14 protein-coding genes are annotated in these 18,226 nt (G+C 60.4%); 3 read left to right on the forward strand and 11 right to left on the reverse strand.

Annotation, left to right across the window (positions count from 1 at the left end):
- Positions 1-35: 35 nt before the first annotated feature.
- The 8 genes from AC3IX4_RS21270 to AC3IX4_RS21305 form a co-directional block, all read right to left on the reverse strand.
- Complete coding sequence (locus AC3IX4_RS21270; RefSeq protein ID WP_489257355.1) at positions 36-1,388, reverse strand: DUF1329 domain-containing protein; 1,353 nt, start codon at positions 1,386-1,388, stop codon at positions 36-38.
- 57 nt (positions 1,389-1,445) lie between these two features.
- Positions 1,446-3,446, reverse strand: coding sequence for a DUF1302 domain-containing protein (locus AC3IX4_RS21275; RefSeq protein WP_489257356.1), 2,001 nt, complete (start codon positions 3,444-3,446; stop codon positions 1,446-1,448).
- Between the two features lie 341 nt (positions 3,447-3,787).
- Positions 3,788-6,445 carry an aminopeptidase N gene (gene pepN / locus AC3IX4_RS21280; RefSeq protein WP_489257357.1) on the reverse strand — a complete coding sequence of 886 codons (2,658 nt, stop codon included), beginning with the start codon at positions 6,443-6,445 and terminating at the stop codon, positions 3,788-3,790.
- A 12-nt stretch (positions 6,446-6,457) separates the two neighbouring features.
- Positions 6,458-7,288, reverse strand: coding sequence for a DUF2797 domain-containing protein (locus AC3IX4_RS21285; RefSeq protein WP_489257358.1), 831 nt, complete (start codon positions 7,286-7,288; stop codon positions 6,458-6,460).
- Positions 7,285-7,545 (reverse strand): YeaC family protein, encoded by a 261-nt coding sequence (locus tag AC3IX4_RS21290; RefSeq protein ID WP_489257359.1) that lies wholly within the window; start codon positions 7,543-7,545, stop codon positions 7,285-7,287. The genes AC3IX4_RS21285 and AC3IX4_RS21290 overlap by 4 nt, the downstream gene beginning before the upstream one ends.
- 13 nt (positions 7,546-7,558) lie before the next feature.
- On the reverse strand, positions 7,559-8,428 hold the full coding sequence (locus tag AC3IX4_RS21295; protein WP_489257360.1) for a rhomboid family intramembrane serine protease: 870 nt from the start codon (positions 8,426-8,428) through the stop codon (positions 7,559-7,561).
- Positions 8,425-9,396, reverse strand: a complete 972-nt coding sequence (locus tag AC3IX4_RS21300; RefSeq protein ID WP_489257361.1) for a metallophosphoesterase — start codon at positions 9,394-9,396, stop codon at positions 8,425-8,427. The genes AC3IX4_RS21295 and AC3IX4_RS21300 overlap by 4 nt, the downstream gene beginning before the upstream one ends.
- Positions 9,396-10,286 carry an NAD(+) kinase gene (locus tag AC3IX4_RS21305; protein ID WP_489257362.1) on the reverse strand — a complete coding sequence of 297 codons (891 nt, stop codon included), beginning with the start codon at positions 10,284-10,286 and terminating at the stop codon, positions 9,396-9,398. Before AC3IX4_RS21305 ends, AC3IX4_RS21300 begins: the two co-directional genes overlap by 1 nt.
- Positions 10,287-10,453: 167 nt before the next feature.
- On the opposite strand from AC3IX4_RS21305, the gene AC3IX4_RS21310 reads away from it, so the two are divergent.
- The gene (locus tag AC3IX4_RS21310; protein ID WP_489257363.1) at positions 10,454-11,401 is read left to right on the forward strand and encodes a DUF1853 family protein; all 948 of its coding nucleotides are present in this window, start codon (positions 10,454-10,456) and stop codon (positions 11,399-11,401) included.
- Between the two features lie 132 nt (positions 11,402-11,533).
- Here the strand turns inward: AC3IX4_RS21310 and AC3IX4_RS21315 are convergent, their stop codons facing one another.
- Both AC3IX4_RS21315 and AC3IX4_RS21320 read right to left on the reverse strand, forming a co-directional pair.
- Complete coding sequence (locus AC3IX4_RS21315; protein WP_489257364.1) at positions 11,534-12,451, reverse strand: 1-aminocyclopropane-1-carboxylate deaminase/D-cysteine desulfhydrase; 918 nt, start codon at positions 12,449-12,451, stop codon at positions 11,534-11,536.
- 66 nt (positions 12,452-12,517) lie between these two features.
- Positions 12,518-14,554 (reverse strand): oxidoreductase, encoded by a 2,037-nt coding sequence (locus AC3IX4_RS21320; protein WP_489257365.1) that lies wholly within the window; start codon positions 14,552-14,554, stop codon positions 12,518-12,520.
- A 183-nt stretch (positions 14,555-14,737) separates the two neighbouring features.
- Here AC3IX4_RS21320 and AC3IX4_RS21325 point away from each other — a divergent pair, with 183 nt between their 5' ends.
- Positions 14,738-15,865, forward strand: a complete 1,128-nt coding sequence (locus tag AC3IX4_RS21325; protein ID WP_489257366.1) for a nitrilase-related carbon-nitrogen hydrolase — start codon at positions 14,738-14,740, stop codon at positions 15,863-15,865.
- 4 nt (positions 15,866-15,869) lie between these two features.
- Positions 15,870-16,910, forward strand: a complete 1,041-nt coding sequence (locus AC3IX4_RS21330) for an AraC family transcriptional regulator (RefSeq protein ID WP_489257367.1) — start codon at positions 15,870-15,872, stop codon at positions 16,908-16,910.
- 240 nt (positions 16,911-17,150) lie between these two features.
- Here the strand turns inward: AC3IX4_RS21330 and AC3IX4_RS21335 are convergent, their stop codons facing one another.
- A complete protein-coding gene (locus AC3IX4_RS21335) occupies positions 17,151-17,990 on the reverse strand; it encodes a DUF2242 domain-containing protein (RefSeq protein WP_489257368.1) in 840 nt (279 codons plus the stop codon).
- Positions 17,991-18,226: the final 236 nt, after the last annotated feature.

Consider the following 18,226-nt stretch of genomic DNA (forward strand, 5'->3'; position numbering starts at 1 on the left):
GCGAGCGTGGGCCCCGATCCTGCATCATGAGTGCTTCAACGCACCCCGCGACGGCGCAACGCAGCCGGGCTGAATTCGGATGCATCGGGCGCTGCCTGGGCAAAATCCACCGTCCCGGGTTCCTCGTTATCCAGGTTCTGAACGTGATAGCGTCGTGCCTGAAAATCATGGTAGACATCGAGCGCCGACCATACTGTGGGTAGCTCGTAGAAGTTTTTCAGGTAGGCCAGTGAAACCCTCCACAGCTCACCCCGACCGTCATATTGATCGACCACCGCCGCTTGCCAGCTGTCTTCATCCAGATACAAGCGGCGCTTGGAATACACGTGGCGAGCGTTTGGCTTGAGTGTGCCTTCCACCACCCAGACCCGGTGCAATTCATGGCGGGTGTAATCGGGATTGAGGTGACCGACCTGTAGCAGCGACTTGTATTTCACCTCGGGGTTGGTCACCCGATAGTTGTTGTAGGGAATGTAGATTTCCTGCTTGCCCACCAGCTTCCAGTCGTAGCGGTCGGGCGAACCGTTGTACATGTCGGTGTCGTCGGCCGTGCGCAGGCCATCCGCTGCGGCGATGGGGGTGTCATAGGCCAGGCTTGGTGCCCTTCGTACCCGGCGCTGGCCCGCGTTATAGGCCCAGGCTTCACGCGGGCGCTCGACCTGATCAAGCGGCTCGTGCACCAGCACGGCGCCGCCGGCCAGGCGTGCAGGACTACGGACAAAACTCAGGTAATAGAAAAGAATGTTGTCGAATTCAGCTGCCGAACCTTTAGGGTCGTAGAAGCGAAACAGCCCCTCTTGCTGAGACGTCACCGGGGAATAGCTGCCATTGCGCTGCACCGCGACTTCCGAGGCGCGTCGCACGGTGTAGTGGCCGCGATAACGGGCAATGTGGTTCCACACTGCCTCCACGCCGGACTTGGGCAGCGGGAATGGAACCCCGGCATAGGCACCGACAAAACCATTACCGCCATCGACCAGCCGAGCCTCGGTGGCATTGCGCCGAACACTGTCATACACCCACCGGGGGGCGGAACCGGAGCGGCGGCTTTGGTAAACCGGGATGCGATAGGTGTCGGGATAAGCCTCCAGCAGTGCGACTTGCCCCGGTGTCAGGCTGTCCTTGTACTGCGCCATATTGGCGCGAGTAATCGTAAACAGCGGTTGATCGCTGGCATAGGGATCGACGTGATGACTGCCAGAGCCCTTGTAGCCTGCAGGTGGCTGGGTGATCCCTCCCGTCCAGGGGCCAATGGTGCCAGCTGCATTACCGGCCATTTCAGCCCCCATGGGGGTCAGGCTGTTACCCAGCCGATCCGCTGCCGATGCGGTGCCTGCGCAGAGCGCCAGCGCCAGCAGTGCATAGTTGAAGCGATGCCATTTGAGCATGCGTTGTGTTCTCCCTGAACGGACCGCGCCCCGACGCACATACGCCTGGGCACAAGGTCAGAACGAATATTTGAGATTAAGTCCGATGTTGTCGCGATCTCGAATCGAGCTGGCTTGCCCACCGCCATAGAATTCGGTGTATTGCAGCTCAGCCTCGAAGGCATGTTGGTAACTGGCTTTCATGCCGAGCGTGTAGGCCTTGCGACCCTCGACAAAGTTACCGGTCTGATGGGAGTTGCCCTTGAAGTCGTCCTTGTAGACGGCAAAGGGAGAAAGATTGACCCCGGCAACTACATCATTCCAGGTGCCAATCAGTGTCACCGTCGCCCCATAGGCATCAGGCGTAACTTGGGAACTGTCGGTGAATCCTGCGATATAGGGCACGTTGGCACGGCTAGAGTAGTAGCGGCGCGTGCCATCGAAGGCAGTGTATTTCAGGCTACTGCCCCGCAAGTGCTCGGAAGCCACCTCCCCCACCGCGGTCAAGTCACTGAAACCCAGCCTGGGGCCGAATTTGTAGATCGTGCCAAGGGATGCACTGAACATCTCTACCCGTTCGCTGTTGTTGACCGATTCCCCCAGGCGCACGTCACTGCCGCCGATGTTGACCAGCCCCCCCGCCGCCAATTGCGGCGCCTGCAGGAGTAGATCACCCAGCAGATCGCTGGTGGTGGCAATCCCAATCGGCATGTTTGGCCGGTAGGCCAGTTCACCGAATACCGACGCATCGCCCAGGGTCGTGCTGAAGGAGACACCGAGCATGCGAATATCTTCGGCGTACTGGCGACGCCCATTAGCGTGATTGGCCACATCGACCGTGGCCAGGCCACCGACTGTCTGGGCTAACCCCTGGCGATAGGCCTGGGCCAGCGGTGAATTGGGCTGCGCTGCCAGCGCCGCTTGCAGTTGCGCGACAGAAATGCCTGCTTGAGCTGCAAGCTGTTGCTGAACCCCGGGTGTCACTGCCGCCGTCAACTCGGCCAGATTCAACCCGGCATAGCTGCCAAGGTCGGCATAAATGGTCGGCTCCTTGGCGTGGTAGTTGACGAAATAGAAGCCGAACTCGGTGGAGTTGAGTGACGGGGCCACATAACGCATCGCCAGGCCGAACTGGCCGTCATCGCGAGCATTGATGTCCGGGCCAATGGAGGCCACCTTGATATTGCCCTGGGCATCGACCGTACGCCCGCCCTGCAGGCCGCCCACGCCTGCCGCACTCAAGCCGCTGTAGAGATTGGCCAACGGCGTGAGCTGAGGCAGGTTGGCATAGGCAGTATTGCCGCCATCGGCGAACAAGTCGGTTTCGGAGAAATAAGTGCCGACCGGATCAAGGTCGGTTTCTTTCCAGTTGAATTGGTAGAAGGTTTCCAACGACAGGTTGTCGGTGAGGCCAAGGTTGAAGTTGAGTGCTTCGACTGGCACCAGCACTTCCTTGAGCTCTGCGCCAGGCAGGCGAAAGCGGGACGCGTTGATTGGGTTGGTGGTGTTGACCCCGCCGCGGTAGAACAACCCTTCACCCCAGTTGAATACTTGCCGGCCGGCACGAGCCGTCAGCGGAAGGTCGCCCAGCTGCCAGTTACCGTGCACATAAGCGTCGAGGATTTCTGCTCGATGCCCGGCGTGGTCCCGGGTTTCTTTGGTAAAGCGATTGTTGCGCGGATAATTCTGGCTGGGCTGGATCGGCAGGTTGTTGTGATTGTAGTCGGTGCCCTTGTCCATGATCTGCGTGTCGTAGAACGCGGTGCCACGGACGAATAGCCCATAGTTGCGGTAATTGGCTTCGAGATCACTGGTGATCTTGTAGACCTCGGAAACCAGGCCGGTGTCGAAGTTGCGATTGCCGTCATTGATATTGACGTCGTCGTTGGTTTTATCGCGCCCCTGTACACGCCAGAGTTGGCCGTAAGACAAGGTGGTATCCAGTGAGCCTTGGACTTCTCCGTCCAGAAACCTGAATTCGACCGCTGATGCAGGTGCGGCTATCAGCAATCCAGTCAAGGCAAATCCGGCGTGCGCCGGTGCCAGGCGTAAACGTGCCCTGGCGGGTTTGGTCCGCATGTTCTGTTACTCCCTGTACGACTTATTGTTGTGGCGATTCAAGCTGTCGGCGCAGAGGAGAGAGCAAAGCGAGTGCCAAACCCAGGCAGAATTTTCAACTTCAGAAGTTTCATACAGATCTTGCAGGAATGAATAAATATCAGTGTAGGAAAACACCCCACAAAAACAAAATAATAAGAACTTTCATACAAACACGGGCATCACTTCATATTTCAAAAAACAAAATAGAATCTCGCCCAGCCATATATACCGACAGTTTTTTAAATCTCATTCACCAGTAACAAAAAAGGTGTTACCCGGGGATAACGGGTAACACCTTCAATTGACCGTTGATCGTGCAATCAGGCCAGGCTTTTGCTCACCACCTCAAACACATCACTGGACAATTCGCCCGAGGCCAGGATTCGCTCCAATTCGCCCTTCATCAACGCCTGCCGCGCAGGGTCGTATTTACGCCAGCGAGTCAAGGGTGCCAATTGCCGCGAGGCGATCTGCGGGTTCAGCGCGTTGAGCTCGATCACCAGATCCGCCAGGAAGCGATAACCGGAGCCATCGGCGGCGTGGAAGTTGATCAGGTTCTGCCCGGCAAAAGCACCGATCAGCGCGCGGACCTTGTTCGGATTCTTCAAGGTAAAGGCTGGGTGCTGCATCAGCTCGCGGACGCGCTGCAAACCACCCGGCAAGGTGCTGGCAGCCTGGACACTGAACCACTGATCCATCACCAACGGGTTGTCCTTGAAGTGCTCGGCAAAGCTGGCCAGGGTGTTGGCGCGCTCGTCGGTAAAGGGCGAGTTGACCAACACCGCCAATGCGGTCAGACGCTCAGTCATGTTGTCGCACGCTTCGAACTGCTCAAGGGTGGCCGCCAGCACTTCTGGCTTGGCGCTGAGCATCAGGTACGACAGCACGATGTTCTGCAAGCTGCGACGGGCAAAGTGCTCGGCTTCAGCGATATAAGCCGTCTGTTTCGAGACCTCACGATTGGCCTGATAGCGCGCCCAGAGGGCATCGAACAGTTGATTGGCCAGGGCCTTGCGAGCGAACTCGCGGGCAACATGAATGGCCTCGACATCGGCCACTTCGCTGATTTCGGCAAGATAGGCTTCGCTGGGCAGCGAGAGCATTTCAGCGACCATGGCCGGGTCCAGCTGAGCATTGCCCAGCACACTGGCCAAGGCCGTGACCAGGCGTTGATCGAGCACCAGGGCAGCGCCCTGCTGGTGCTGGCCGATCAGCTCCTGCAATACCTGCACCGACAGCTGTTGGCCGGCTTCCCAGCGATTGAAACCGTCACTGTCGTGCTGCATCAGGAACATCAGCTGGTCACGGTCGTAAGGGAAGCTCAACTTGACCGGTGCGCTAAAGCCACGCAGCAGCGATGGCAGCGGTTTGGCACTGATGCCTTCAAAGGTGAAGGTCTGCTCGGCTTCGGTCACCGACAGCACACGAGTGGTACCCACCGCAGCGGTTTCACCGGCCAGGCGAAGGGCGATCTCGTTGCCTTGGGCGTCCAGCAGGCCCAGTTCGACCGGGATCACGAACGGCAGCTTCTCGACCTTGTCGGGCGTTTGCGGGCAGCTCTGGCGGAAGGTCAGGCTGTAGGTCTGCGCCACGCTGTCATAGGCTTCACTCACCGCCAAACGTGGCGTGCCTGCCTGGCTGTACCAGCGTTTGAATTGGGTCAGGTCGACGCCATTGGCATCTTCCATGGCCTTGATGAAGTCATCGCAGGTCACCGCCTGGCCATCGTGACGCTCAAAGTACAGGTCACTGCCCTTGCGAAAGCTCTCGGCACCCAGCAGCGTGCGGATCATGCGCACCACCTCCGAGCCCTTTTCATACACGGTCAGGGTGTAGAAGTTGGAGATCTCGATAAAGCTTTCCGGGCGTACAGCGTGAGCCATGGGACCGGCATCTTCGGCGAACTGGTGGGTACGCAGGTAGGCCACATCTTCGATGCGCTTGACGGTGCGCGAGTTCACATCGGCCGAAAACTCCGAGTCGCGAAACACCGTGAAGCCTTCCTTGAGCGACAGCTGGAACCAATCGCGGCAGGTCACGCGGTTGCCCGACCAGTTGTGGAAGTATTCATGCGCGACCACCGCTTCAACCCGCTGATGCGCAGCGTCGGTCGCGGTTTCAGCACGGGCCAGCACACAGCTGGAGTTGAAGATGTTGAGGCCCTTGTTCTCCATGGCGCCCATGTTGAAATCGTTGACCGCCACGATCATGAAAATGTCCAGGTCGTATTCACGCCCATAGACCTCTTCGTCCCAACGCATGGACTTTTTCAGGCTGTTCATGGCGTGTTGGCACTTGTCGATGTTTTCCGGCTCGACATAGATGCGCAGGGTCACTTCGCGCTCGGACATCGTGGTGAATGTGTCTTCGACACACCACAGATCACCGGCTACCAGCGCAAACAGGTAGGCGGGCTTCATGAAGGGGTCTTCCCAGGTCGCCCAGTGCCGGCCGTCTTCATCCGGGCCGCTGGCGATCGGGTTACCGTTGGACAACAGCACCGGATAACGACTCTGCTCGGCGCTGAGCGTGGTGGTGAAGCGGCTCATCACGTCCGGGCGGTCGAGGTAATAGGTGATCTTGCGAAAGCCTTCGGCTTCGCATTGGGTGCAGAACATGCCGCTGGATTTGTACAGGCCTTCCAACGCGGTATTGGTTTGCGGGTGGATTCGCACGCTGGTGTCGACCGTGAAACTCAAAGCCTTGGGCTGCAAGGTCAGGTCATTGTCGGTCAGTTGATAGTCGGCCGCGGTCAGCTCGACGTCATCAAGCTTCACGCTGAGTAATTCCAACATCTGGCCGTCGAGCTCCAGCGGCGGCAGGCCCGGACCACGCGCCGGATTGCGACGCATCACCAGCTGCGCATGGACCAAGGTGTGGTCCTCGAACAACTCGAAGGTCAAGTGAGTCTCGTCAATCAGGTACTCGGGGGCCTGATAGTCCTTGAGGTAAATCATTTGCGGCTGTTCGGTGCGCATGCGGCTGTCCTTCTACTGATGCACGGCGAGCTGGTAGGCCGTGTACTTGCGAATATTGATCACACCGGTGTCGAAGATCAGATACTGGCCCTTGACCCCCAGTAGCGTGCCTTCGGCAATAGGATTCTTGTCCAGGTTGAAGCTTGTGATCTTGCTTGGGTACGCCTCCACCGGGTAGCGGATTTCCACCGGTTCAACGTCGTGCAGCGGCTGGATGGCCTGTAGGCCGAATCGGCCTTGCAGGGTCTCCAAACCTTCGGCACAACTGGCAAACAATTGCTCGCGCACCGCGCTCAGGTCGACAGGCTCTGCGTCGCCCTTGAGCAGTGCGCGCCAATTGGTGCGATCGGCCACCTGGGAGCGGAACAGGTCTTCGACCAACCCGGATTGCTGGCGAGTCGCGACCCGCAGAATCGGCAAGGCCTGGCTCGCGCCCTGGTCCAGCCAGCGCGTCGGCAACTGCGTGGCACGGGTAATACCGACCTTGATACCGGATGAGTTGGCCAGGTACACCACATGGTCGGTCATGCAGAACTGCTCGCCCCAAGCCGGATCACGGCAGGTGCCTGCATCGTAATGGCACTTTTCCGGGCTCATGATGCACACGTCGCACTGGGCCAACTTGGTCATGCACGGGTAGCAATAGCCCTGGCTGAAACTGGTCTTGGTCTTGCGCCCGCAGTGGGTGCAATGAATCGCGCCCAGGTATTCGAGGCGCAGGGTCTTGCCGATCAGCGGGTTGACCGGTACTTCGGTGTCCCCTAGGCGAAACGCATACTGGACAACCGGCGCTTCGAGACGCGCCGACATTTTACTGATGGAGCCGCGGCCAATCTCGATCAATGGATGGCATCCGACTTGAACAGAATATTCGGCACCGGCGCCGACTTCGAGGAGCACTCCTGCGGCCCCATGTAGCCGGTACGTTGGTCTTCGGGCAGATTCTGGATTTCCCAGGCGATCACCGCTTGCAGCGACAACTCTTTCTGCTCGGTGGTCAGCTTGCGGCCATCGGACCATTTACCCAGTTCCACCGCCAGTTTCAGGCTTTGGTAGATATCCGGGGTGATGTTTTCAATCATTTGCTTAAACGAAGACATAGTTTCTCCAAAATCAGGCGGCCAGTTTACGCCGCGCCAGGGCCCCACCCAAGAGGCCGGTCAAACAACCGACCAACAACCCACCGACGTGCGCAGCGTTGGCGATGGCGCCAAAGCCCAACAACGTGATCAGGCCAGACATGCACAGCCCCAACCAGACCAGCATCATCACCAGCACGCCACGCGGCATGCGATAGAGCGGGTCAGGGGCCAGCCACTGGTACAGCCAGACATGCCCGAGCAAGCCATAGAGCACGCCCGACAAGCCGCCGAACAGGCTTGGCCCGCCAAACACATACTGGGCAAAATTGGACGCCAGGCCGAAAAACACGCTCAAGGCGAGCATCATCCACGGGCCTTGGCGCCATTCAATGCGCCGCCCCAGCTCCCAATACCACAGGCCGTTCATGGCCAGGTGCAGGATGCCGAAGTGAATCAGCATGGGGGTCAGCAAGCGCCACCATTGGCCATCGGCCAGCGACTGGGCCAGTGGCGTGAAGTACAGGTAGTCGCCCTGCACGCGAAAATCGAGAAACGTCAGCCAGTGAAGGGTATCGAGGTTGTCGCCCAGGCCCGTCAGGCCGGCAACCACCAGGCAGAGCAGCAGCACTGCGGCGGTGACCGGGCTTGCTTGCAGTTGCGCGATCACCCCGCTTTGCTGGCTCGGTTGCTCCAGGGCAGGCAGGTCGATATCCGCCTTGCCATCGGGGAAGCGTTGGTAAAGATGGCGAATTTGTTCGGCCACCTGCTCGTCCGCCACCCACAACACCTGATCGCCTGCTTCTTCGCTGACCCTGTGGGGAACCTGCAAACGCCGCAGCAGGCTGACGAAACCACTCAAATCGGTATTCAACGGCAAACGAAGAACCGCTACCGGGCTCATTGGCGTCCCCCTGGTCGTTCAACATCCACCCAGACAAACTTGTGCGGGTCGATCTGCGTTTCATCATCCAACCGGTAGGCCACCAGCTTGCCGTAGAGCACGGCGCTGTAGTCCAGGCAGGCGAGATTGGGGCGGATGGGGGCAGGCTTGCCACTGCGCCAATAGTGGCCGACAAACAGCATGGGCTCATCAAGGCCATAACGCAGCAGCGCGTTTTTCTCAGTGGCCGACAATGGGGTACTGGCCACCCGCTCAGGCAAAGCGTCCGGTTGAAAGACGATATCGCCGTAGGTCTGGGGGTCTTCTTCCCAGAACTTGGTGCGGAAAAATGCGCGTGTCAGGCCATCGCCCCCCGTCAGCGTCAGGCCGTTGGGCAGGCGCATGTCGGTGCCTCGTAGTAACCGGTCGAAGGCATTGCAAGCAAAGCTGCCTGGCACGGCTGATGCCTGCAGGAAATGCTCATCGATGCGGCCGTCGGGATACTGCGGGCGCAGCAGGTCGATCAGCGTCGCGTCCCAACAGGCGTGCACCACGCGGAAACGGCCGGCGTCGATGAACAGCGGCAGTTCGTAGAACCAACTGAGAAAATCGTGCCACTCACCCGGATGATGAGCGAACTGGGTCAGGGTTTCTTCGAGCAGGCGGGCATGGCGTGGGGTGTGCTCACGAACAAACTGCTTGCCGCTGCTGGGCAACGCCGGTGTCGACCAGCCCAACGCATTGAACTCGTGGTTGCCCATGATACAGAGGGCCTGACCGGCTTCGACCATGTCACGAACGATGTGCAGGGCTTCGCGGATGCGCGGGCCGCGATCGATGATGTCGCCCAGGAACAGCACCTGGCGTTGCGGATGGCGCCAGACCCCAGCCTGCCGCCGGTAGCCGAGCGTGTCGAGCAACCGCTCAAGGGTGTTGCCGCAACCGTGCACGTCACCGATCAGGTCAAAGCTTCGCGCTGGATCGAGCATCAGTCGCCTCCACCGCCGAGACGACTGCCCCAGCCGAGCTTGGTCCGACACACTTCATAGTAATTGTGGTCCAGCGGATGAATCAGGCGAAGTTTTTGCGGCTTTTTCTTCACCGTGATGGTGTCACCGGGGGCGCACGTGAAGTGATTCTGACCATCACAGGAAACCTGCGGATAGATCTGCAAATCCTTGGAGACCACAATTTTCAGCTCACTGTTGCCATCCACCACGATCGGGCGACCCGACAGGGTATGCGGGTACATCGGTACGATGACAATGGCATCGAGCTTGGGATGCATGATTGGGCCGCCGGCAGAAAGCGCATAGGCGGTAGAGCCTGTGGGCGTGGCGATGATCAAGCCGTCTGCCTTCTGGCTGCAAACGAATTGGCCGTCGATATAGATTTCGAACTCGATCATCCGGGTCGATTTGCCCGGATGCAGCACCACATCGTTCAGAGCATCACCCTGGCCGATGGCTTCAGCATGCCGGCGGACCTCGGCCTGCAGCAGAAAGCGGTTTTCCACCAGGTAATGGCCGTCGAGCACCTCGGCCACCTTGACCTCGAGTTCATCGGGGCGGATGTCGGTAAGAAACCCCAGGCTGCCGCGGTTGATACCCAGCACCGGGGTATTGTGCCGAGCCAACGCACGGGCGGCGCCGAGCAGACTGCCGTCGCCACCCACCACAATCACCAGGTCGCAGACTTCACCCAGCAACTTGCGGGTCGAGGTTTGCAGGCCGTGCCCGGGCAGCACTTCGGCGATGGTGTCTTCAAGAATGACGTGCAAATGCCGTTGCAGCAGGAACTTCTTCAGGCGGCGAATGGTATCGAGCACCTGCGAACTGCCGAGGCGACCGATGATACCGATATTGCGAAATTGATCCATGTGGCTCCTGCGCGGGTCTGGAACAGGCGTTAAGGCGAAAATCCGCACGGCGCTGATGCACCTGAACCGATACTGGCCAAAAAAGCTGATTATGGGCGAAAGGGTTGGTTAGCGGCAAACACCCAGTGAGCTACCGTTGTGGCCTGCGCAAGGGCTATGCTCCCTGAATGAACCCGTTCCCAAGCCTTGCCGAGCTGCCTCGCCAATTGCGTCACCCTCAGGTGCGCGATCTGGCGTGGGTGATTCTTGCCCCCCCTATGCTGAGCGATACCCCATGGCCGCAACGCCATCCGCTCACCGGCAGTCATTGGGTGGCCGAGCCTGAGCGCTTGCGCCAATGGCTAGAAGCGTTGGACGACGACAGTGCTCCGCTGCTCGATTGGCTGGAAAAAGGCGCCACCCGACGCCTGGGCCTGTACTACGAGCGACTCTGGCAATTCGCCCTCAAGGCCGCACCCGGGGTGGAGCTGATTGCCGCCAACCTGCCGATTCGTCAGGCCGGGCATACTCTGGGTGAGCTGGATATCCTGCTGCGCGACCTGGAGGGAGTGCACCACCTGGAGCTGGCGATCAAGCTGTATCTGGGCCCCCAGCGAGGTGACGGGCTGGACCCCGCGCATTGGCTGGGCCCCGGCTGCCATGACCGGCTGGATCGCAAGCTTGACCACCTGGCCCATCACCAATTGCCAATCTCGGCTCGCGCCGAGAGCCGTGCCGTGCTGGCGCAACTGGATATTCACGAATTCACGGCCCAATTGTGGTTGGGCGGCTACCTTCTTTACCCCTGGCCCGGCCATGCTGACTCTCCCGTCGGCGCGCACCCGCGTCATCTCAAGGGCCGTTGGCTGCATCAGCGAGACTGGCCAGCATTCCTCGCTCAAAGCCCCCAGGGCCGCTGGCAACCCCTGCCCCGCCATGCCTGGCTGGCGCCAGCCCATTACCCGGTGGAGCAAACCTGGGAACTGGAACGGCTCGAACAATGGCTGGCCGAACTCGATCCCCTGGCACCGGCCCAACTGTTGGTGCGTCTGCAGCAAACCCTTGATGGACACTGGGAAGAAGCCGAACGCCTGTTTCTGGTCTCAGACTTGTGGCCGAACGTACCGGGTGTCTGAGCCACCCAAACATCCCCCGACCCCTGTAGGAGCAAGGTTTACCTGCGATGGCGTCACCGCGATAGTCAGTCAAGACCGCGGTGACGCCATCGCGACCAAGGTCTAGGCGCCCCCGTCGCTCCTACAGCGCGATTAAGCAAAGCCACGACGGCCCTGCAAACCGCCGGTATGCACGAAGATCAGCCGCGTCCCGACTGCAATGGCGCCGGCCTGCACACGCTCGCGCAGCGCCAGCAAGGCCTTGCCGGTGTAGACCGGCTCCAGTGGCACGCCCGTCTCCTGCTCGCTGTCCTGGATAAAGGCCAACAACTGCGCGTCGGTCTTGGCAAAGCCGCCGCGACTGGCATCAAGCAGCTCCAGCATGCCCTCGCCGGGCATCACGATCGACTCGATGTTCTGGCGAACGCCATGGTCAGGGGGGACCGTCATGGCACCCACGACCGGGTGCTCACCACGTTCGGCCAGCACCAACCCGGCAACCGTGGTGCCCGTGCCAGCCGCCAGCCACCAGGCGCTGTAATCATCCCAGCCCAAAGCGGCCAATTGCGCACGCGCCTGGCGGACGATCTGCGCGCAGCCCAGCGCCCCAGGCAGTCCACCACCCCCTTCGGGAATCACCTGCCAGCCGGGATATTGCTGCAGCCATGGCACCCAGAAACCTGGCTGATGGCGCTCTCGGTAGCCGCCGTAACCCAGCCAATGCAGTTGCATACCCATGGCCAGTAGATCACGGACGGTAGCGGTGTCCTGAGGGTGCCCGCGCAGCAGGCCGGCTGTAGCAAAACCGAAACGCTGTCCGGCTGCGGCCAGGGCATGCAAGTGATTGGACCAGGCGCCGCCCAGGCTGATCAGCCCCGGCGCCTTGGCTTCACGGGCCTGACGCAAGAAATCGAGGAGTTTGAATGCTTTATTGCCACTGATCAGAGGGTCGAACACGTCCAGGCGCAGAATGGCCACTTCGACACCCGCCTGCGCCAACCAACCCAGCGACAACCTCTGCAAAGGCGCCAGCGGCAGATGCTCTAGGTCATCGAAAACGGAAACAGACACTGCAGCGATACCCTGAAAACCTGCGAGCGCGCAGTCTAACAGCACAGACTGCGCGCGATACGCCTATCAGAGTGCTGCCGCCAACCGCGAACCCTGGTTGATAGCGCGCTTGGCGTCCAGTTCCGCAGCCACGTCTGCACCGCCAATCAGGTGTACCGATTGACCCGCCGCTACCAGCCCGTCGTGCAGTTCACGCAACGGGTCCTGGCCTGCGCAGATGATCACGTTGTCCACCGCGAGTACTTGCGGCTCGCCGCCAGCCACCCGCACATGCAGGCCGGCGTCGTCGATGTTCAGGTACTCGACGCTGCTGAGCATTTGCACGTGTTTGTTTTTCAGCCCCGTGCGGTGAATCCAGCCAGTGGTCTTGCCCAGCCCATCGCCCACCTTGGATTTCTTGCGTTGCAGCAGGTAGACCTGCCGCGCCGGCGCGTGAGGTGTCGGGCGAATGCCAGCGACACCACCACGGGCCTCAAGCAGCGGGTCGATACCCCACTCTTTCCAGAACGCTTCACGATCCTGGCTGGTGGCAACGCCTTGATGCACCAGAAACTCCGACACGTCAAAACCGATGCCACCGGCACCGATCACCGCCACGTTATGCCCGACTGCCTTGCGCTCCAGCAGCACATCCAGATAACTCAGCACCTTCTCGTGCTCGATGCCTGGAATTGCCGGCAGACGTGGAGCGATACCGGTGGCCAGGATGATTTCGTCGAACCCACCCTGGACCAGGGCCTGATTGTCGACCCGCGTATTGAGGCACAACTCCACACCCGTGGTCGCCAGCTTGCGCTTGAAGTACCGCAGGGTCTCGAAGAACTCTTCCTTGCCCGGCACCCGCTTGGCGACGTTGAACTGGCCACCGATCTCGCTGCCCGAATCAAACAACGTGACCTGATGCCCACGCTCCGCCGCCACTGTTGCTGCCGCAAGCCCGGCAGGGCCGGCACCCACCACTGCGATTTTCTTGACTTGGCGCACCGGCAGGTAATTGAGCTCGGTTTCATGGCAGGCACGCGGGTTGACCAGGCAACTGGTCAGTTTGCCGCCGAAGATGTGATCCAGGCAGGCCTGGTTGCAACCGATGCAGGTATTGATTTCATCGCCCCGGCCAGCGGCTGCCTTGTTCACAAATTCAGGGTCTGCCAGAAACGGTCGCGCCATTGAGACCATGTCAGCGTCACCTTCAGCGAGGATTTGCTCGGCGACCTGTGGTGTGTTGATACGATTGGTGGTGATCACCGGAATCTTCACCGAGCCGCGCAGCTTCGCCGTGACCTTGCTGAACGCAGCGCGAGGCACCTTGGTGGCGATGGTTGGAATCCGCGCCTCGTGCCAACCGATGCCCGTGTTGAGCAAGGTGGCTCCGGCCTGCTCGATGGCCTGGGCCAGTTGCACGATTTCTTCCCAACTGCTGCCCCCTTCGACCAGATCGAGCATCGATAGGCGGAAGATGATGATGAAGCGCGGCCCCACCGCTTCACGCACCCGACTGACGATGTCTACGGCAAGGCGCATGCGGTTCTCGTAGTTCCCACCCCAGCGGTCGGTGCGATGGTTGGTGTGGACGGCAAGGAACTGATTAATGAAATAGCCTTCCGAACCCATGATTTCGACGCCGTCATAGTCAGCGTTTTGCGCCAACACCGCGCAATTGACGAAGTCCTGGATCTGCTTTTCGATCCCCTCTTCATCCAGCTCACGAGGCGTCAATGGGTTGATCGGCGCCTGGAGGGCACTGGGCGCGACCAGTTTGGGGCTGTAGGCATAGCGACCGGTATGCAGGATTTGCATGCAGATCTTGCCACCGGCCTCATGCACCGCCTGTGTGATCACACGGTGCTGCTGTGCTTCCTGGGGCGTGGTCAGCTTGGCCGCGCCGTTATACGTCACACCCTCTTCGTTGGGTGCGATGCCGCCCGTCACTATCAGGCCTACACCGCCTTGGGCACGCTCAGCAAAGTAGGCGGCCATGCGTTCGAATCCGCCGGTTTTTTCTTCAAGGCCGGTGTGCATCGAGCCCATCAAGGTGCGATTGCGAAGCGTGGTGAAGCCCAGGTCCAGCGGGGCAAGCAAATTGGGGTAATGAGCGTTGGTCATAGCGACTCCACGACGGCGTGTTCACGGTATGCGAAGGCATCGAGGCCCTCGTCGTTTATGGCTACCGACATTAAACGGGCGTTTGACAGGTCTCAATGACCGAAAATGACAAGTTATTGATCCAAACGCGCAGCAGGACTACCCTTGCGCTGTATTTCTTCACCAGGTCTATGCTGTCTTTTCATGCGCAAACTTCTGATTGGCATTGTTGCAATCATCCTTCTCGCCACGGTGTGCGGTTATGCACTGTGGGCCGGGCAGCGACCGGTCGGGCATTACCTGTCCGACCTGCGCATCCAGGTGGCCCTGGAGCAAGGGGTGCCGGCCGAGCGCGGCAATCTGCTAGGGATCGAGCCCGAACTATTCCTGGGCGACTACCAAAGCGTGGACCGCCTGCACCGCAAGCTGACGGCCTATCTGGAACACGCCCGGGCCAAGGGTTTTCTGAGCAGCAAAACCATCGTGGTGTTACCCGAGCACATCGGCACCTGGCTGTGGACCACAGGCGAAAAAGAAGAGTTCTACCAGGCTCTTCACCGTGACGAAGCGCAAAACTGGCTGGCCCTGAGCAATCCGCTGCAATTTGCCGCCGCCTGGCTTCGCGCCGAGGGCCGCGACCGTATGGCAGACGCTCGCCTGCGCATGAAGGCCCGGCGCATGGCTGAGGATTACCAGAGCCTGTTCGGCGGCCTGGCCCGCGAATTTGGCGTGACCGTGGTGGCCGGCACCATCGTCCTGCCCAACCCGCGGGTAGAGGACGGCCAACTGAAAATCGGTAGCGGCGCGCTGTATAACAGCAGCGTGGTATTCGACCGCGAAGGCCGCGCCCTGGGGCAGCCACAACGCCAGCTGTATCCCGACCGCAAGACACGGCGCTACCTCGAGGCAGCCGACCCTATCCTGCAAGTGCTCGACACTCCGGCTGGCCGGCTGGGCATCCTGATCGGCAGCGACAGCTGGTACCCGGACAATTATCGGAAACTCGAAAGCCAAGCGGCTGAACTGATCGCCATCCCGGCTTACCTGGAGAACGTGGGCCGCTGGTCAGAACCCTGGTCGGGTTACCCGAAGCGCTCTACCCCGGCGCAACCCTTGCTGCAAGCGGGTCAGGTGACTGAAGGCCAAGCCTGGCAGCAACTGACGATTGCGGGCAATGCCCGCGCCGCCAGCGTGAAGGCCAGCATCAGCGTGTTCATGCACGGCCGTTTCTGGGACCGCTCCAGTGAGGGCGTCAGTTTTACCGGCCGCTTTGGCGAGGCCAGCCCTGGCATCAGCATGCGTGGCGCGCGCCTGCTGAACCTGTGGCTGTAGCGCGATGAATCGGCCACGGGTACGCCTTGGAGATTTGTCGGTGGGTTTCATCCATGGCTTGGCCGATGCCGTACGCTCCGCCGGCGCGGACCCCACCACCTTGCTCGAGCAATACGGCCTGGACCCGGCCCGGCTGGCCGAACCCCAGGCACGACTGTCGATTCCCCGCTACATGCGCCTGGGTCATGCCGCCATCCAGTTGACCGGCAACCCCGCGCTGGGCCTGCACATGGGTCGTTGTACCCGCTTGAGCCATGCCGGGCTTGCCGGCGTTACGGCAGCCCAAGCCCCCAATGTGCGAGAAGCGGCCCGCACGCTGATCCGCTTCGAGCCACTGTACGCGTCCAACTACCGGGGCCAGTCGAGCTTCCATGAGGATCATGAAGGCGCCTGGCTGCGTTTTTATTCGATCAGCCCCTACAACGCCTATAACCGCTTTGTGGTGGACTCGATCCTGTCCGGCTGGCTCGCCCAGTTATCAAGCCTGTGTGAGGTGGCATTGAAGGCGCAACGCCTGGACATCGAGTTCTGCGAGCCGGTGTATGCAGCCCAGTACCAGGACCTGTGCCAGCAGCCAGCGCGATTCGAATCGCCCCATAACCAACTGCGCCTCAGTCACACCAGCCTGAACCTGCGCAATCCCCAGCACTGCCCGGGCACCTGGCGGCACTTGCTGGAGTTGTGTGAAAAGGAACTGGAGCAGACCACCCGTACCCGCAGTTTGCGCGAGCGCATCAGCCGCCTGTTGGGGCCTTTGCTCAATGGCGGGAGTGAACCGGATCTGGAGGAAGTGGCGGCGCGCTTGAACCTGCCGACCTGGACATTGCGTCGCAAGTTGGCCGAGGAAGGCACTCAGTTTCGCGCCATCCTCAATGACACCCGCCGCGACCTGGCCATGGCCTATATCCGTGACACGGAACTGGCTTTCGGCGAAATCGCCTTTCTGCTGGGGTTTGCTTCAGCCGAGGCCTTTGCCCGTGCCTTCAAACGCTGGAGCAGCCAGACACCCGGCGAGTTTCGCCGCAGTCAGCGGCAAACAGCCTGAGGGTAATTCAAAGCTCTGTAGCGTCGTCCGCAGGTTCTGGCGGATCCAGTTCAAACGCTTGGTACTCGAGCAACTCTTCTTGGTAATCGTCCATTTGCGGGCTCCTTCGTCTGATTCAGGTCATTGAGTTCACTTGTCTTGCCTTCACCCTAAAGTGCCTGGATGAAGAAAACATGACAAGTAGGCTCCTGAAAAACAAACGTAGCAGCTCGGGCGGAATTTATCCCGCCCGTCGCGCAATCATGGTGTGGAGGTACCAGCGGTCTCGCTCGCGGCAGGTGCAGGATCAACCGGGGCATCGCTGACCGCTGCAGGTTCGACAACGATGGGTTGCGCCTCAGGCGGCGGAGCGACAGGCTGAGAGGTGGGTTGAGCGTCGTCGGCAGCTTGCGCGGCAGGTTCGGTAGGTGCGGCAAGCGGCGCGGACTCAACCGCTGGCGGGGCCGTTTCGGTTTTCGGGGCAAGGCTTACCGCTGCCGGCGCCTGCTCGGGTACACCGAGTTCATTGCCCTGCTTGGCAGGCTCGGGTGCTTTGCTGGGCTTTTTCTTCTCGGAAGGCAAAAAGTTTTCGACCAAGGCGAAATAGCGCTCGTAGAACTTGCTCGAGGCCACGGTTTCACTGGCCACCTTGACCATCGAATCGTCGCTGGAGCCAATGGGCATCGACACCGATCCCAGCACACCCACGCCCAGGCTCGCCGAGTTGTTGACCTTTTTCAGTGCGTACCGATCTTGCAGGGCATTGGCGAACATGGTCGAGCGGTGCTCATCGCTGCTGTCGGCAGCACAGACCACGTTGAAGCTGATCTGCAGGTGCGAGTCGCCCGTCTGCTGAAAGCTCTTGTTGCCCGCAACCTGGCCTGGGCCGCTGCTGGTGATGATATAGCCCTGGCTGAGCAAGGCACGCCGTGCCGCCTCGCAGGAGGCAGCATCGCTCACATCGAAGGTGCGCGAGAAGGTGCTGGAGTCATCGAAGTTTTCATGCTCGTAGATGGCGGCTTTTTGTTGTGAAGAACAGCCCGCGACACCTGCCAGCACGAGTGCCAGCCCAAGCGCACCGAAGCCGGTTGATTTTGACATTGCGGATCCTGAAGAAAAGGTCTGCGCTATTGTGCATCACATCGACAGCGCACGGTGCATGAATTGGGTGTCATTTACCTTACAGTTCAGACCGCGATTGGGCGACTTAGCAGAACCCATCCATCGTCTTTGGCGATGGATCACCGCGCAAAACACGTCTTTTCGTCCCCCCCTCCCTTCCTTAGCCTGCCCTCTGTGGGAGCCGGCTCGCCGGCGAGCAGCCCCCACCGAACACT

It is taken from the genome of Pseudomonas sp. KH_021, from assembly GCF_057838865.1.

Excerpts from the sequence above, each read along its gene's own strand:
- AC3IX4_RS21270 (WP_489257355.1), bottom strand. The coding sequence starts at position 1,388 with ATGCTCAAATGGCATCGCTTCAACTATGCACTGCTGGCGCTGGCGCTC.
- AC3IX4_RS21275 (WP_489257356.1), bottom strand. The coding sequence starts at position 3,446 with ATGCGGACCAAACCCGCCAGGGCACGTTTACGCCTGGCACCGGCGCAC.
- pepN (WP_489257357.1), bottom strand. The coding sequence starts at position 6,445 with ATGCGCACCGAACAGCCGCAAATGATTTACCTCAAGGACTATCAGGCC.
- AC3IX4_RS21290 (WP_489257359.1), bottom strand. The coding sequence starts at position 7,545 with ATGTCTTCGTTTAAGCAAATGATTGAAAACATCACCCCGGATATCTAC.
- AC3IX4_RS21295 (WP_489257360.1), bottom strand. The coding sequence starts at position 8,428 with ATGAGCCCGGTAGCGGTTCTTCGTTTGCCGTTGAATACCGATTTGAGT.
- AC3IX4_RS21300 (WP_489257361.1), bottom strand. The coding sequence starts at position 9,396 with ATGCTCGATCCAGCGCGAAGCTTTGACCTGATCGGTGACGTGCACGGT.
- AC3IX4_RS21305 (WP_489257362.1), bottom strand. The coding sequence starts at position 10,286 with ATGGATCAATTTCGCAATATCGGTATCATCGGTCGCCTCGGCAGTTCG.
- AC3IX4_RS21310 (WP_489257363.1), top strand. The coding sequence starts at position 10,454 with ATGAACCCGTTCCCAAGCCTTGCCGAGCTGCCTCGCCAATTGCGTCAC.
- AC3IX4_RS21320 (WP_489257365.1), bottom strand. The coding sequence starts at position 14,554 with ATGACCAACGCTCATTACCCCAATTTGCTTGCCCCGCTGGACCTGGGC.
- AC3IX4_RS21325 (WP_489257366.1), top strand. The coding sequence starts at position 14,738 with ATGCGCAAACTTCTGATTGGCATTGTTGCAATCATCCTTCTCGCCACG.
- AC3IX4_RS21330 (WP_489257367.1), top strand. The coding sequence starts at position 15,870 with ATGAATCGGCCACGGGTACGCCTTGGAGATTTGTCGGTGGGTTTCATC.
- AC3IX4_RS21335 (WP_489257368.1), bottom strand. The coding sequence starts at position 17,990 with ATGTCAAAATCAACCGGCTTCGGTGCGCTTGGGCTGGCACTCGTGCTG.